Raw genomic sequence first — 15,271 nt, 5'->3', positions numbered from 1 at the left:
GGGCAGCACCGGCACGCAGCGGGGGGGCCGCTAACGCACCGGGCCACGCAAATGAGTCTATGCGGATCCACTCATGCACAAAAGCGATGTTTTTTTGCGCTGAGCAACATTTAATTTGATGATTCAGGCAAAAAAGAAGCCGCCCATCGGCGGCGAAAGAGACACACGGTAAGCGAACCTGCATCGCGTGCAGGCGCGCAAAGACGAATATCAGGCGAAGGCGAACGGTGTGAGGGCCATTTCGGCCTGCGCCAGCGGCAGGCGCACGGTGCAGACGGTGGCGTCGCCCGGCACGTTGGCCACGCGGAAACCCGCGTCGCGCGCCAGGCTGATCATGCGGCGGTTGATGGACAACACCTCGCCGAAAACTTCCCGCGCGCCGGACACCCGCGCCGCGCGAACCAGCGTGGCAAACAGGCGTCGCCCCACGCCCTTGCCCTGCCACGCGTCGGCCACCAGCATGGCGAACTCGGCCACGCCGTCTTCCACGACGAAGCGGCCGTCGGCGATCAGGTCTTCGCCGGTGCCATCAGGGCACGCAACGCTCACGACCAGCGCCATGTGGTTCACGTAATCGATCTGTGTATAGGCGGCGAGCATCTCGTCGGTCAGCCGGCCGCCGCCCACCAGGAAGCGCGCATAGCGCGACTCGGACGACAGCCCCTCGACCAGAGCGGCCTCAAGCGGGGCGTCTTGCGGCAGAATCGGGCGCACGGTGGCGATGGAGCCGTCGTGCATGGTCCAGCGGTCGATCCATTCGGCGGGGTAACGGTGGATGGTGTAAAGCATGGGGATCTCCTCACGCGACGGATCGTTGTTATTGCATGCCAGCACGGGATCACCGCCTGACTTTCTAATTTGAAGCTAGATTAGCAGAAACCCTGACTTTTGCAAGTAAAGTCAGAATTGACTATGCTTTTGCCATGAGAATTCCGGAACCTTTCCCCGTCCCAGCGGCATCCGAGCTTGTAACGTCGATGGAAGAGCCGTGCTCGATCGCGGCCGCCGTGTCGATCGTCGGCGAGAAATGGACGCTGCTCGTGCTGCGCGAGGCGTTCTCGGGCGTGACGCGGTTTGATGAGTTTTTGCGCCGCACGGGGTGCTCGTCGGCGATCCTGTCGTCGCGGCTCAAGGCGCTGGTGACGTACGGCATCCTGCGCCGCGTGCCGTACCAGGAGCCGGGCGACCGCGTGCGCGACGCCTACCGGCTCACACGGGCGGGCGTGGACCTGCTGCCTGCCATCGTCGCGCTCATGCAATGGGGCGACCGTTACCTCACGCCGGACGGCGAAGGTCCCATGTTGTTGCGCGACCGCGAAAGCGGCACCCCGATCCACGTCGCGCTGGTCAATGCGCTGGGCGAGCCCGTTGCGCCCAAGAACTCGATGCGCGAGCGCAATCCGCGTTATGGACGGGGGGGAAATCGTGCCGCCACGGCCGCTGATACGCCGCCGGCCAACGGGTAACACACAACTTTACAGGCCCGGCATAACCCCCTATCGTCGGGGATGAATGGGCAAACGGCCGCGTTCGACCCGGCTTTCCAACACATCCCGCGCCTTGCCGCCATCGGCTGATGGTTGCCCCTCCTGATTTCGCCCTGTACCTCTCTGCTCACGCCCGGAACCCCGACTGCCATGCCCGATGCCGTGGTACCGCTCTACCACCAGATCTACGTCGTCCTGCGCCAACAGATTCTTGAGGGCCGGTTCAGCGATGGCCCGATGCCGGGCGAGATCGAACTGGCCCGCCAGTTCGGCGCGTCGCGGGTCACGATGCGGCGCGTGTTCGACTACCTCGTCAAGGAAGGTCTGGTGCGCCGCCATCGCGGCATGGGCACATTTGTCGTCAAGCCTGATGACCCGGTGACGATGGGCGGCGGTGCCCAGACGCTGCTGCAGAACATCATTGACGTGGGCGAGCGCACCTCCGCCGTCGTCGTCGAATTTGAAGACGTGCTGGCCCCGCCCGACGAGGCCAAATGCCTAGAAATCGCGCCTGGCACGCCGATCAAGAAACTCGTGCGCGTGCGCCACCTGGAAGACACGCCCATGGCGCTCATCACGACGTGGCTGCCGCTGGACGTGACGAGCAAGCTCACGCTCGAACGCCTGGCCAGCCAGTCGCTGCTGCGGCTGATCGAGGGCTCGGGCGTGCGGATCGATCGTGCGTCGCAGGTGGTGTCGGCACGTTTGGCCGATGTGGCGACGGCGCAATATCTGGATGTGTCGGTGGGCGCGCCGCTGCTCTCCGTCCAGCGCATCGTGCGCGAGATGAGCGGGCGCCCCGTGCAACTGCTGCAGGGCCTCTACCGGCCCGACCGCTACGAATACCGCATGGAGCTGTCGCGCGTGGGCGAGGACCGCGCCCGCCTGTGGATCGACAACGCCGGTCACGACGTGCACGGTGGCCACAGCGAGGACGTGGAGGAGGCACCCGCCTCGGCCTCCACCCCCGCCGGCCAGCGCGCCTGACACCACCACCAGCAAGGTTATTGGCCGTCAGCAGGCCCCCAGGAAAGTTGTTAGCATCGCCGCTTCGCTGCGATGCAGCAATTTCCTCATGAGGTTCCCATGTCGACCTCGCCTGCGTCCCCAACGCCTGCCAATACCACCATGGCACCTGCCGCACCTGACACCCGAGGGCTGATCCGCCTGCTCACGGCCGGCGCGGGCATCAGCGTGGCGTGCATTTACCTGAACCACCCGCTACTGGGCCTCATCGGCCGCGACCTCGCCATCGCGCCGCACGCGTTGGGCGTGTTGCCGACGCTCACGGCGGCGGGCTACGCCAGCGGCATCTTTTTCTTCGGCCCGCTGGGCGACCGCTACGATCGCCGCATCGTCATCCTCTGGAAGGCGCTGCTGCTCACATTGGCGCTCATCGCCAGCTGCCTCGCGCCCAACCTCCCACTGCTTGCGGCAGCGGGCTTTGCGGTGGGGCTGTCGGCCACCATCGCGCAGGACTTCGTGCCCAGCGCCGCGGCCATCAGCACCGACCACAACCGCAATCGCAACATCGGCACGGTGATGACGGGGCTGTTGATCGGCATCGTCAGCTCGCGCGTGTTCAGCGGCATCGTGGCGGACCATTTCGGCTGGCGCGCGGCGTTTGGCGTATCGGCGGTAGCGATTGTCGGGCTGGCGATTGCCGTGCGCGCCGCCCACTTTGGTGTGGCACCGCCCGCAACCATGAGGCAGCCGTACCTCACGCTGCTGCGTTCGTTGGGCACGCTGTTCGCACAGCACCCGCGGCTGCGCGCGGCGGCCATCACGCAGGCATTCATCGGCATTGCGTTCTCGGGCTTCTGGTCGACCGTGGCATTGCACCTGACGAGTTCGCTCGGCCTGTCGACGGGTCAAGCGGGCCTGCTTGGCCTGGCCGGTGCAGCGGGCGCACTGGGCGCGAGCATTGCCGGGCGATTGTCGGGCCGCGTTGCGCCCGGCCACATCGCTGCGGGTGGTGCGTTGCTCATGGCGGTGACGTTTGCCGCGATGGCACTGTTCCCGCAATCGCTCATCGCCATCGTGATCGGCACGCTCGTCTTTGACGTGGGCGTGCAGGCTGCGCTGGTATCGCACCAGACCATCATTTATGCATTGGCACCCGAAGCGCGCAGCCGTATCAACGCGGTGTTCATGACGGCGCTGTTCATCGGCATGTCGGTGGGCGCATATGGCGCGAGCCTGGCGTGGACGAGCGCGCGCTGGACTGGATTGATGGCGTTCTGCGCGGCGGCGGCGCTGGTGGCGCTCGGGTTGCGCGTGGTGTTCAACGCGCGGCAGGGCGCACGATGAGCGAAATCGACCGGGTACGCGTGTTGGGCGTACCCGTTTCTGCGTGACCTCAGCACGCCTCCTGCACACCTGCCGCAACACACCATCTCACCCATCGGGGCAATTCCGGGCGCGACAACCTGCGACATGTCGCTACAATTCTGAGGGTCAGCTTAGGCTGCCCACAGAATAACCACACCGACCACACCGACCACACCGAGACGCCCTCATGGATAGCACTGCCACCCCGCACGCGGTTGACCCGCACGACACACGTCGCCGTATCTTTGCCATCGTCGGCGCGTCGTCGGGCAACCTCGTCGAATGGTTCGACTTTTACGTCTACGCGTTCAGCGCGCTGTACTTTGCGCCCGCCTTCTTCCCCAGCGGTGACCGCACGACACAATTGCTGAACACGGCAGGCGTGTTTGCGGCGGGCTTCCTGATGCGGCCGATCGGCGGCTGGCTGTTCGGCCGCATTGCCGACAAGCACGGCCGGCGCAGGGCGATGATGATCTCGGTGCTGATGATGTGCGGCGGCTCGCTGCTGATCGCGGTGCTGCCAACGTATGCGCAGATCGGTGCGCTGGCCCCGTTCCTGTTACTCGTCGCGCGGCTGTTCCAGGGCCTGTCGGTGGGCGGGGAATACGGCACCAGCGCGACGTACATGAGCGAGGTGGCACTGCAGGGCCGGCGCGGCTTCTTCGCCTCGTTCCAGTATGTGACGCTGATCGGCGGCCAGCTGTGCGCCGTGCTCGTCCTGGTGATCCTGCAGCAACTGCTGACGACGGCCGAACTGAAAGCCTGGGGCTGGCGCATTCCGTTTGTGGTGGGCGCACTGACGGCGCTGATTGCGCTGTACCTGCGTAAATCGCTGCACGAAACGCAGACCGCCTCGGCGCGCACGGCGGAGCACGCGGGCACGATCCGCGGCGCGTGGCAGCACAAGGGCGCGTTCCTGCGCGTGATCGGCTTTACCGCTGGCGGCTCGCTGATCTTCTACACGTTCACGACGTACATGCAGAAGTACCTCGTCAACACGGCACACATGGAGACCAAGACCGCCTCCAACGTGATGACGGGTGCTCTGTTCGTCTACATGGTGCTGCAGCCCGTGTTTGGCGCGCTGTCCGACCGCATCGGCCGCCGCAATTCGATGCTGCTGTTCGGGGCACTCTCGGTGCTGGGCACAGTACCGCTCATGAAGGCGCTGGCCACGGTGACGACCCCGCTCGCTGCCTTCGGCCTCATCACGGTGGCGCTGGCCATCGTCAGCTTCTATACGTCGATCAGCGGGCTGATCAAGGCCGAGATGTTCCCGCCAGAGGTGCGCGCCATGGGCGTGGGCCTGTCGTATGCGATTGCCAACGCGGTGTTCGGCGGCTCGGCGGAATACGTGGCGCTGTGGTTCAAGCAGGCCGGTACCGAATCGACGTTCTATTGGTATGTGACGGCGCTGTGCGCGGTGTCTTTCGTCGTGACGTACTTCATGCCCGATCCGAGCAAGGAAGGGTATCTGCGCCACACGCCGTAATCGCGGCCCGGCGCTTCAACAACAAGGGCATACCGCGACCACCGATGTCTCAAACGGCGGTCGCGGTCGAGCTTCCTGCATCAGCTTCCGGCTATCACAACGCGCCGAACGCGGCAGCCACCAGGCGACGCTGCTCCGCCTGGTGCGCGCGCACCGACGCATGCGCGCCCGACGGCGTCGCGCTGCGGCACACACTGGCCAGTCGGCTCCCCTCCGGTAGACACGCCACCAGCGGGTCGCGCACGAAGCGCCATGCGCCCTGGTTGGTGTCCTCCTCCTGCGCCCAGACGATCTCCTTCAGGTTAGGGAATGCCGCCAGCGCGGCCACAAGTGCCTCCTGCGGAAACGGATAGAGCTGCTCCACACGGACGAGCGCCACATCCGCGCGGGCCTCGCGCTCGCGCTGCGCGTGCAGTTCGTAGAAGAACTTACCGCTGCACAAGACCACACGCGTGACGGTTTGCGGGTCGACCGCCGAGGCGTCGGCCAGCACCGGCATGAAACGCCCGTCGATCAGGTCCTGCAGGGGCGAATGCGAACGCCCGTTGCCATGGAGTTCCGTCTTCGGAGACATGACGATCAGCGGCTAGGGCGTTGCCAGCGCGGCTTGCTCGCGCAACAGGTGGAACCATTGGCCCGACGTCGACGGCATGACCACGCGCATGTTGTCATCCGCGCAAAGCTGCAGAAAACGCCCCAGGAATCCGTTGGAATGCTCTGGCCCGACACCTTCGTGGCCGTGCGGCAGCAGCATCGCCAGTGCAGACTGGCAACCCCACTTGTATTCCCCCGAAGCGATGTACTGGTCAATGAAAACCTGCGCGCCGTTGACGAAGTCGCCGAACTGCGCCTCCCACAATGTCAACCGCGTGCGGGTCTGTACGCTGTAGCCGTATTCGAAGCCCAGCGCGGCTTCTTCCGACAACGGCGAGTTGATGACGTCGAAGGTGCCTTGGCACGGCGCCACGTGCTGCAGCGGAACGTACCGGTCGCCGTCGTCGGACAGTGACGCCTGCGACTGCCACACCGCGTGCCGATGCATGAACGTGCCGCGCCCCACATCCATGCCGGACAGCCGGATGCTGTGCCCGTCTTCCAGCAGCGTGGCATGGGCAAGGTTTTCAGCCAGGCACCAGTCGACCGTATGCGCGTCGCTCGAGACCGTAGCGCGCCAGCGCTCGCACAGTCCGCGCACAACGTCGTGCAGGAGCACGTCGTCGGGCGGTGTGGTCAGCGTCTGCGTCAATGCCTGCACGCGCTGCGATGACAACGGCTGAAGCTGGCGGCGCGCGGCGCTGTGCAGCGTCGAAACGTCGGCTGCACGCGGCGCTTTGCCCGGGGCAGCCCGCAAGTCACGCACGGCAGCTTCGCGCAGATCCGCCAAGCGCGTCGATTCCGCACTGGCAACGTAATATTGCTCCGTGACGGTCGGGTGCGCCGCAATGGCGGCGTGCAGCGCGGGCTGCGTCACGGCGGGCGTGTCGTGCTCCGAATGCCCAAGGCGCCGATAGCCGATCAGATCGATGACGATATCGGCGCCATGCTCCATCCGGTACGCAATGGCAATCCGTGCGGCACGCACGACGGCTTCGGGGTCGTCGGCGTTGACGTGCAGCACCGGCGCATCAACCATGCGCGTCACGTCGGTGCAGTAGTCGTGCGCACGCACGTCCATCACGTTGGGTGTTGTAAAGCCGATCTGGTTATTGACGATCACGTGCACGACACCGCCTGCCGTGTAGCCGCTGCGGCGGGTCAGGTTCAGGGTCTCCATGACAACGCCTTGCCCCGCGAACGCCGCATCGCCGTGCACCATCACCGGCAGGCACGGTGTGCCCGGGTGCTCGTCCACATGCGCGCGGGCCATGCCACACACCACGGGGTACACGCTCTGCAGATGCGATGGATTGGGCGCCAGCACCAGCGCCACCTCGTCGTCGCCCACCAACCGATGCGCACGACCACCGAGGTGATATGGCAGATCCCGCTGGCTGAATGCGACTTCCGAATCAGGATCGAGCCGATCGAGCATGCCTCGCGCGTCAAACCCCATCACGTTGACGAGCGCGTTCAAGCGCCCGCGATGCGGCATGCCGAGAAACACCTGCCGCACGCCGTGGCCGGCGCCCTCCTCCACCAGCGTATCGAGCAGCGGCACCAGGCTCTCGCAGCCCTCCAGAGAGAACCGCTTGGCGTGCGCGAACGTGCCACCGGCAAGACGCTCCCACATCTCCGCCGCCACCAGCCGGCGCAGCAGCCAACGCTTGCGGTCGGGGGCGAGCGGCGGCGCCAGCAACTCTGCCTCCATGCGGGCGTAGAGCCACGCACGGCGCTGGCGCTTGCGCACGCTGCTGCAATCGAGACCGGTCGTGCCGCAGTACACCCGCTTGAGCTGCCATTCGAGCGCCTGCATCGTCGTCGCAGTGGGCAGGACGGTGCTTGCCGGCTCGCGCTTTTGCGCAGGGTCCAGGCCATGAAACCGCAGGCGAAGCTCGGGCACGTCGGGCAGGGGCGCGCGTGCGAGCGGGTCCAGGCGCGCGCGCCGATGCCCATGCTTGCGATAGGCATCGATCAACTGCGTGACAGCGGTGGATGGGGGCGCCGCCGCGGCAGTGCCGGCCGGCGCGTTGGACGGGTCAAACGCTGCGGCCGAACCCGGGTCGGCCATTTGAGGAGCGTGCGAAGACATGGTTGTTCAGGAGATAAGAGACACCGTGGGTTGACCCCACCATCGGCACTCCGGCGCACCCGCGCGCGCAATCCTCCAACCAGCACAGCGGTTGCGCAGCAGACACCTGTTCGGCAAATGGCGGGACCGTTCGAAACGCCAAGGCAGGCGCTACGTCGATTCCTTCTGTGACGAGCCGCCTGGCGATGGCCCGTGCCTCCTCCGTTGGACTGCTGACTGCAACATCACTGCGACAACGACGACTACGAATTACGAAAGTGTTTGTGCTCGCGCCCAGCCAGCCTGCGCCACGGTGGCCGTCTCGCCCTGCACGCCATGCGCATGGCCCGGCATGTCGCCATGCAGCCTGAAGGCGCTGACCATCTCGGCCAGTTGATCGGCCTGGTCCTGCAGGGCCTGCGCCGATGTCGCGCTTTCTTCCACCAGCGAGGCGTTTTCCTGCGTGACCTTGTCCATCTGCGTGATGGCCTCGTTGATCTGCTCGATGCCTTCGCTCTGCTCACGGCTCGATGCGCTGATCTCGGAAACGATGTTCGTCACGTTCTGAATACCGGCCACCACGTCGCGGATGATCTGGCCGGCCTCTTCCACCTTGGCGGTGCCGGTGCCGACGTGGCTGACCGAATCTTCGATCAGCGCCTTGATCTCCTTGGCCGCTGCGGCACTGCGCTGCGCGAGGTTGCGCACCTCGCCAGCCACCACGGCAAAGCCGCGGCCCTGCTCGCCCGCGCGCGCGGCTTCCACTGCGGCGTTCAGCGCCAGGATGTTGGTCTGGAACGCAATGCTGTCGATCACGCCGATGATGTCGACGATCTTGCGTGACGACGCATTGATGGTGCTCATGGTCTCGATCGCCTCGCCAACGGCATCGCCGCCCTTGGCGGCCACCAGCGATGCGTTGGACGCCAGGCGGCTGGCTTCCTGCGCGTTGTCGGCGTTCTGCTTGACGGTGGAGGTGAGCTGCTCCATGGCCGCCGCCGTTTCTTCCAGCGAGCTGGCCTGCTGTTCGGTCCGGCTGGACAGATCGATGTTGCCGCTGGCCACCTCGCGCGATGCGCGCGTGATGGTGTCCGTTCCGCCGCGCACACGGCCGACGATGCCATGCAGGTTCTCGGTCATGTGCTTGAGCGCAGCCAGCAAGCGGCCGATCTCATCTTGCGCGCCGACCTCCAGACGGTGCGTCAGATCGCCCTGCGCCACGGCTTCGGCCAGATGCACGGCACGGTGGATCGGGCCGTGATCGTGCGGGTGATGAAGCCACCTGTTGCAATGGCAAGCAGCGTTGCCAGCACGGCCAGTACGATCATCTGGATCTTCGCGTTGGCACCTTGTGCGGCGGCTTCGCCCACGTCGTGCTCCATCTCGCTGGCCTGGTGATCCACCATCTTGTCGACCAGCACGTAGTACTGGTCTTGCAGGCGGCTCATGTCGCCCTGGTACAGAACGCGTGCGTCTTCGGGCTTGTTGGCATCGATCAGCTCAAAGAACTTGCGCACGCTCGCACCGTAAGCGGAGCGCGCCTCGAACTGTTCCTTGAAGAGCGCCTTGCCCGCATCGGTCGTCAGCATCTTCTCCAGCCGCCCATACGCCTGCCCGTTGGCTTGGCGGATGGCTGCGTAGTCGTTCATGTACTTCGCTTTCTGGTCGGCCGACGTGGCCAGCAGCAGATTGCTGAGAATGCCGTTGGCCTTGTAACCGTTGTTCTTGATCTGGTTGCTCAGCGCGATCAGCGAATAGCGCTCGCTGACGATCCGGCCCATCTTCGTGTTGTTGTCGTCCAGCCGTTGGATGCCCACCGCGGCAGTCCCGATCAGCAGCGCCACCACAAGCGCGAACGCTGCACCAAGGCGCACCCCGATCTTCATATCCGAGATTCTCATTTGCTTCATTCCTGTTTCAGCGGCGTCAGAGAGAGACGTCATGCCCTGGGCAACGCCATCGCCGTGGCCATCTGGCGATGCAATCAGGTGCATGCGTTGAAGCAGGAGCATCTTGAAGACATGTGCGGCTGTCGTTGACCGATCTTCAAAGCCGTCGCGCCGCAAGATTGCCCAGGCTGCTTTGATGGGAAATGACGGCACGGCAGGAGGAATCTTGAATGCGATGCCAGGGCAGCGGCGCGCTTCAAACCTGTGCTCTCGGCGGAAGGGGTCCGTGCTGATCGTGAGCTGCGTGGCGCCAGTATTGGCTTGGCGGCACATCCGAGCAAAATCAAGAGAATGAACGCGCACCAAATCTGCGCTTTTGTGAATCGTGGCGGCGCGAAAACTTTCGATATGAAATTATTTTAATTCTCGTATGCGGATGGAAATCGAGCTACCCAGTGTGCGGTCACGCGCGCCGCCCGGCTGATGATGCACCACGCTGGAAGCGCGCCAACATCATCGGACCGGCCTCCGGTGTCTTGCTGGCTGTGATGTCGGCTGCGTTGATGTTCTACCGGATCCGCATGCGCAAGGTTCAACCTGCCCTGGCCGCGATCTATTCCCAGGTCAACGAACACGGAAATCCGCTGACCGAGTGTCGTTCTTGAACAGTTAAGGAGACGGGAACGCCGATAGAGCGGCTGTGACGGCGGCCGTGCGAATTGCTGCGGGCGTTCTGGAAAAACCTGGCATTCCCGCCCGTCACGGGAATGCGTCAATCCGTTGTTATTGGCTGTAGCCACGCCGCTCGATGGCGGCTAACACATCCCACGTCTGCGGATCGACGTCGCGGCCCCCGAGCGACATCGAAACGTACGCATCAATCGCATCCACAAAGCCTTTGATAAAGGCCGGCGGGAACGAATGTGCGGAGAGGTGCTGAAGCTCCTCACGCAGCATGCCCGGGCGGCACTGGCCGTGGGTGCGCATGGCTGTGCGTATCCGCTTGAGGTACGCCTGCGCCGCCATAGCGCCGTTCAGATAAGTGCGATTTTTGGTGAGCGGGCCTGCGTCGGATGACGTAGGCGCGTGCGTGGGTGGTTCGGGTGGAGATGGATAAGACGCGGGGCGGTGCCCGCTTTTGACAGATGGCATGTCGGCCTCTCTAAGTTGCAGTGGAGGCACGCCATTCGTCGCCAGACGAGGGGTGGCGGGCCTGACGGCGGGGCTGGCGAACCGGCCCTTAGAGAACGACCGGCAGACCCGAAGGTCTCCCCGCCCGGCCCGCCATAAACAACACAAGCGAGCAGGAGCGGACCATCGCTTGCGCGATAGCCTCTCTAAGAACTGCTATGCAGGTCGCCAAACCCGGCTGCCGTTGGTGCGGCAGCGGGGTGGATTATAGCGATGGGAGCCGCTTCCAACTTCCGATTCTGTGCACCCAACCTCCGGGCTCCGATGGCCGAGCACGCACTACGCAAGTTGGTCCAATGCGAGCGGCGGTTGGCCCTCCGCCAAGCACGTCCGACCTTTTGCTTCTCGCCGTTGTCCTGCAGACAGCCGAGCGCCGCCGTTTTAGGTGCGTGCGTGGATCTCAAACATTCGATCTCGACAGTCCGAGAGCGACACGTCGCAAGGACACCCCTGAGGCGTCTCGAACGTCAATCGCCCAGCCCACGCTCGCCATGACGTCCCTCGCGATGTGCGGAACCTGCGAGAATTCGGGTCTCCTCGCGATCCCGGACTCCCCATGGAACTCAGACAGCTTCGATACTTCCTGGCCGTTGTCGAGCACGGAAGCATGGGCAAGGCCGCGCTGGAATTGGGCGTGGTTACGTCCGCGCTCAGCCAGCAGATCAGCCGACTCGAAAGCGAACTGGCGACGCGCCTGCTGCAACGCACCTCCAGCGGCGTGATACCGACCGACGCAGGTCTCGCTTTCTGGCGACAGGCGCAGCTCGCATTGCGTCATGTCGACGACGCCGCGCAGGCCGCGCGTGCGGCCAGACTTTCAGGCCACGTCAGTATCGGCATGGCGCCCAGCACCGCCAGCGTACTTGGCATTGCATTCATGCAGGCGATGCGCGAGCGCTATCCCGATGTTCGCTTGCGTATGGTCGAAAGCCTGTCAGGCTATCTGGAGTCGATGTTGAGCGCCCGGCAGATCGATCTTGCCGTCCTCTTCCGGGAGCAGCCGTCACAGAGATGGAGCGTGCTGCCCCTTCTCGATGAGCGGCTCTTCGTCATCGGGGCAGAGAATCTGCACGGTATGCCCACGGGAACTAGCGCTCGGCTCGGGCAACTGGGCGACCTGGGCCTGATCCTGCCCAGCGGCCCGCACGGATTGCGCTCGCTTCTCTCAGAGGCATTCAAGCGTGCCAAATATGAGCCGCGCATCGTCGCCGAAGTCGACGGCCTGGCGCTGCTGATGGACTTCGTGCGCAGCGGCATGGGCGCGACGATCCAGCCGGGCGCAGCCCTGGCGCGCGCAGAAAATGCCTCTTTGGCCAGCGTGCCTCTTGCTGAAGCTTTTGCGGCGCGGCCGAACATGATCACCAGCGTGTCGGACGAAGAACTTTCGCCTGCAGGGCTGGCGGCGCGCGTGGTGCTTGCAGATGTCGCGCGGCAACTTGTTCACGAAGGACGCTGGCCCGGCGCGCGCCTGCGCGGCGAAGGGTCTTCACGAAACTTGAAGACCCGTTGACGCCCTGCTGATGGCGGCTGACGAAAACGCGCCATACAGTGCTCCCGCAAGGAGGCATGTATGGTTGACGTACTGGTCATCGGGGGCGGGAACGCCGCGCTCTGCGCAGCACTGATGGCGCGGGAGGCAGGAGCATCGGTGCTGATGCTCGAATCCGCGCCGCGCGCTTGGCGTGGCGGCAATTCACAGCACACGCGCAACCTGCGCTGCATGCACGACGCGCCGCAAGACGTGCTCGTCGATGCGTATCCCGAAGAGGAATACTGGCACGACTTGTTGAAAGTCACGGGTGGGCAGACCAATGAGCATCTTGCCCGCCTGACGATCCGTGCCTCGTCGACTTGCCGCCCCTGGATGCAGAAGCACGGCGTGCGCTTCCAGCCGCCGCTGTCAGGCGCGCTGCATGTTGCCCGCACCAACGCCTTCTTCATGGGCGGCGGCAAAGCGCTGATCAACGCCTACTACCGCAGCGCAGAACAACTTGGCGTGCGCATCCGCTATGAAACGCCGGTCGACTCCATCGAACTGGATGGCGGTCGGTTCGTTGCGGCGCGCAGCGGCACGCAGCGCTTCGAGGCACGTGCGTGTGTGCTCGCTGCCGGTGGCTTCGAATCGAACCGCGAATGGCTGCGAGAGGCCTGGGGACAGAACGAACGTGGCGAATGGCCTGCCGACAACTTCTTGATCCGCGGTACGCGCTTCAATCGCGGCGTGCTGCTGAAGTTCATGATCGATGCGGGCGCAGACACCATCGGCGATCCGTCGCAATCGCATTGCGTCGCCATCGATGCGCGAGCCCCGCTGTATGACGGCGGTATCTGCACGCGCATCGACTGCGTCTCGCTAGGCGTCGTCGTCAACCGGAATGCCCAGCGCTTCTACGACGAAGGCGAGGACTTCTGGCCCAAGCGCTATGCCATCTGGGGCAGGCTCGTGGCACAACAACCAGGGCAGATCGGCTATTCGATCATCGACGCGAAGGCGATCGGCCGCTTCATGCCACCGGTCTTTCCCGGCGAGAAGGCGGCAACCCTGGCCGAACTGGCCCGCAAGCTCAATCTTCCTGAGGCGCAGTTCATGCAGACGCTGCATCGCTACAACCAAGCGTGCCGCGTTGGCACTTTCGACCACACCGCGCTCGATGACTGCCATACCGAAGGCGTGGCCCCGCCCAAGACGCACTGGGCCCAGCCGATTGACGTGCCTCCGTTCTACGGCTACGCGCTGAGACCGGGCATCACGTTCACCTACCTGGGTCTGAAGACCAACGATCAGGCGCAGGTCCACTTCGGGGGCGCACCGAGCGACAACCTGTTCGTCGCTGGCGAAATGATGGCGGGCAACGTGCTTGGAAAGGGTTATACGGCGGGGGTCGGCATGTCGATCGGCACTGCCTTCGGCCGCATCGCCGGCACCCAGGCCGCGCGCCACGCGTTGCAAACATCCGGAGTCGAACGTGCACAAGCCTGACATGCCCGCCGCCGCGCGGACGGACCGCCCTTCACACGACGCCGCCCCCTCAGCACGCGAGACGCGTCGCCGGGCATCACGCGTGATTCCCATCCTGGCGATGACGCCAAACGAAATCGAAGTGGCGCGGCAGATGCAGATTTGCAACGCATGTCGCTACTGCGAAGGGTTCTGTGCCGTCTTTCCTGCCATGACACGGCGCCTTGCGTTCGGCAAGGCCGACGTCAACTACCTTGCCAACCTGTGCCACAACTGCGGCGCGTGTTACCACGCATGCCAGTACGCGCCACCGCACGAATTTGGCGTCAACGTCCCCAAGGCAATGGCGAAGGTCCGCCTGGAAACCTACACGCAGTACGCGTGGCCCGCGTCGTTGGGCGCCCTGTATCAGCGTAACGGAGTGACGGTATCCGTGGCGCTCGCGGCCGGCCTGGCCATGTTCCTGTTGCTTGGCGCCGCAATGTACGGTCTTTTGCACAGGGTGGGAGGTGCCGCCGCCGGCAACTTCTATGCGGTCTTTCCACATAACTTGCTGGTCGCGATCTTTGGCGTGGTGTTTCTCTTCGCCGCGATAGCGCTCGGGATGGGTGTGACGCGGTTCTGGCATGACGTATCGGAAGGCAGCGGGGCAACCAGCGCACCTGCTCTGGCCGAAGCAGCAAAGAACGCCTTGACGTTGAAGTACCTGGACGGCGGACACGGCGACGGCTGCAACGAGTCTGACGATGCCTTCACCCTGGCACGGCGGCGCTTTCACCACCTGACGTTCTATGGCTTCCTGCTGTGCTTTGCCGCAACGGCGGTTGCCACGCTGTATCACTACCTGCGCGGGCTCCACGCGCCCTACCCGTTACTCAGCTTGCCGGTGCTGCTCGGCACCGTTGGCGGTATCGGCCTGGTCGTCGGGCCAGCCGGCCTGCTTTGGCTCAACCTGCGCCGTCACCCCGAGCAAGGCGATGCGGCGCAACGCCCGATGGACAGGGGGTTCATTGCGTTGCTTCTGATGACCAGCGCTTCAGGGCTCGCGCTTCTGGCCGGGCGCAGCACAGCGGCGATGCCGACGCTGCTGGCGATCCATCTGGGCATCGTTGTCGCACTGTTCGCGACGCTGCCATATGGAAAGTTCGCGCATGGCGTGTACCGATCCGCCGCGCTATTGAAATCCTCGATTGAAAGACGGCAACGAAACAACGTCACGCTCGGCGCGGATTAGCACATAAGCAGCGAGGCGGC

General features: G+C 64.6%; 10 protein-coding genes and 2 pseudogenes. 8 read left to right on the top strand and 4 right to left on the bottom strand.

From position 1 onward, the window contains the following. Positions 1-210 precede the first annotated feature (210 nt). Positions 211-789 carry a GNAT family N-acetyltransferase gene (locus BEK68_RS02185; protein ID WP_024542275.1) on the bottom strand — a complete coding sequence of 193 codons (579 nt, stop codon included), beginning with the start codon at positions 787-789 and terminating at the stop codon, positions 211-213. Positions 790-923: 134 nt separating this feature from the next. Here BEK68_RS02185 and BEK68_RS02180 point away from each other — a divergent pair, with 134 nt between their 5' ends. The 4 genes from BEK68_RS02180 (at position 924) to BEK68_RS02165 (ending at position 5,310) form a co-directional block, all read left to right on the top strand. After that, the gene (locus BEK68_RS02180) at positions 924-1,466 is read left to right on the top strand and encodes a winged helix-turn-helix transcriptional regulator (protein WP_024542274.1); all 543 of its coding nucleotides are present in this window, start codon (positions 924-926) and stop codon (positions 1,464-1,466) included. A gap of 171 nt (positions 1,467-1,637) precedes the next feature. Next, positions 1,638-2,474, top strand: coding sequence for a GntR family transcriptional regulator (locus tag BEK68_RS02175; protein WP_004632300.1), 837 nt, complete (start codon positions 1,638-1,640; stop codon positions 2,472-2,474). A 99-nt stretch (positions 2,475-2,573) separates the two neighbouring features. Beyond that, positions 2,574-3,797 (top strand): MFS transporter, encoded by a 1,224-nt coding sequence (locus BEK68_RS02170; protein WP_024542273.1) that lies wholly within the window; start codon positions 2,574-2,576, stop codon positions 3,795-3,797. 208 nt (positions 3,798-4,005) lie between these two features. Beyond that, on the top strand, positions 4,006-5,310 hold the full coding sequence (locus tag BEK68_RS02165) for an MFS family transporter (RefSeq protein WP_004632304.1): 1,305 nt from the start codon (positions 4,006-4,008) through the stop codon (positions 5,308-5,310). A 94-nt stretch (positions 5,311-5,404) separates the two neighbouring features. Here the strand turns inward: BEK68_RS02165 and BEK68_RS02160 are convergent. Together BEK68_RS02160 and BEK68_RS02155 are read right to left on the bottom strand one after the other, a co-directional pair. Then, positions 5,405-8,042 (bottom strand): annotated as a pseudogene (locus BEK68_RS02160) (2-oxoglutarate dehydrogenase E1 component). A gap of 206 nt (positions 8,043-8,248) precedes the next feature. Continuing rightward, a pseudogene (locus BEK68_RS02155) lies at positions 8,249-9,879 on the bottom strand (methyl-accepting chemotaxis protein). A gap of 443 nt (positions 9,880-10,322) precedes the next feature. Here BEK68_RS02155 and BEK68_RS02150 point away from each other — a divergent pair. After that, positions 10,323-10,532, top strand: coding sequence for a hypothetical protein (locus BEK68_RS02150; RefSeq protein ID WP_024542271.1), 210 nt, complete (start codon positions 10,323-10,325; stop codon positions 10,530-10,532). 118 nt (positions 10,533-10,650) lie between these two features. Here the strand turns inward: BEK68_RS02150 and BEK68_RS02145 are convergent, their stop codons facing one another. Next, entirely contained in the window at positions 10,651-11,019 is a 369-nt protein-coding gene (locus BEK68_RS02145; RefSeq protein WP_024542270.1) for a hypothetical protein, read from the bottom strand. 595 nt (positions 11,020-11,614) lie between these two features. On the opposite strand from BEK68_RS02145, the gene BEK68_RS02140 reads away from it, so the two are divergent. The 3 genes from BEK68_RS02140 to tcuB are packed head-to-tail and all read left to right on the top strand — an operon-like array spanning position 11,615 to position 15,251. Next, the gene (locus BEK68_RS02140; protein ID WP_024974468.1) at positions 11,615-12,568 is read left to right on the top strand and encodes a LysR family transcriptional regulator; all 954 of its coding nucleotides are present in this window, start codon (positions 11,615-11,617) and stop codon (positions 12,566-12,568) included. Positions 12,569-12,628: 60 nt separating this feature from the next. Next, the gene (gene tcuA, locus BEK68_RS02135; RefSeq protein WP_024542604.1) at positions 12,629-14,038 is read left to right on the top strand and encodes an FAD-dependent tricarballylate dehydrogenase TcuA; all 1,410 of its coding nucleotides are present in this window, start codon (positions 12,629-12,631) and stop codon (positions 14,036-14,038) included. Position 14,039: 1 nt separating this feature from the next. After that, positions 14,040-15,251: a tricarballylate utilization 4Fe-4S protein TcuB gene (tcuB, locus tag BEK68_RS02130; RefSeq protein ID WP_081311572.1), complete on the top strand. Its 1,212-nt coding sequence runs from the start codon at positions 14,040-14,042 to the stop codon at positions 15,249-15,251. Positions 15,252-15,271: the final 20 nt, after the last annotated feature.

The sequence above is a fragment of the Ralstonia pickettii genome (genome assembly GCF_001699815.1).
Taxonomy (GTDB): domain Bacteria; phylum Pseudomonadota; class Gammaproteobacteria; order Burkholderiales; family Burkholderiaceae; genus Ralstonia; species Ralstonia thomasii.
The sequence above is the reverse complement of the archived record's forward strand: the minus strand, read 5'-3'. Positions and strand labels throughout refer to the sequence as shown.

Coding starts and splice junctions, on each gene's coding strand:
- BEK68_RS02185 (WP_024542275.1), bottom strand. CDS start 789: ATGCTTTACACCATCCACCGTTACCCCGCCGAATGGATCGACCGCTGG.
- BEK68_RS02175 (WP_004632300.1), top strand. CDS start 1,638: ATGCCCGATGCCGTGGTACCGCTCTACCACCAGATCTACGTCGTCCTG.
- tcuA (WP_024542604.1), top strand. CDS start 12,629: ATGGTTGACGTACTGGTCATCGGGGGCGGGAACGCCGCGCTCTGCGCA.
- BEK68_RS02170 (WP_024542273.1), top strand. CDS start 2,574: ATGTCGACCTCGCCTGCGTCCCCAACGCCTGCCAATACCACCATGGCA.
- BEK68_RS02165 (WP_004632304.1), top strand. CDS start 4,006: ATGGATAGCACTGCCACCCCGCACGCGGTTGACCCGCACGACACACGT.
- BEK68_RS02140 (WP_024974468.1), top strand. CDS start 11,615: ATGGAACTCAGACAGCTTCGATACTTCCTGGCCGTTGTCGAGCACGGA.
- BEK68_RS02180 (WP_024542274.1), top strand. CDS start 924: ATGAGAATTCCGGAACCTTTCCCCGTCCCAGCGGCATCCGAGCTTGTA.
- tcuB (WP_081311572.1), top strand. CDS start 14,040: ATGCCCGCCGCCGCGCGGACGGACCGCCCTTCACACGACGCCGCCCCC.
- BEK68_RS02145 (WP_024542270.1), bottom strand. CDS start 11,019: ATGCCATCTGTCAAAAGCGGGCACCGCCCCGCGTCTTATCCATCTCCA.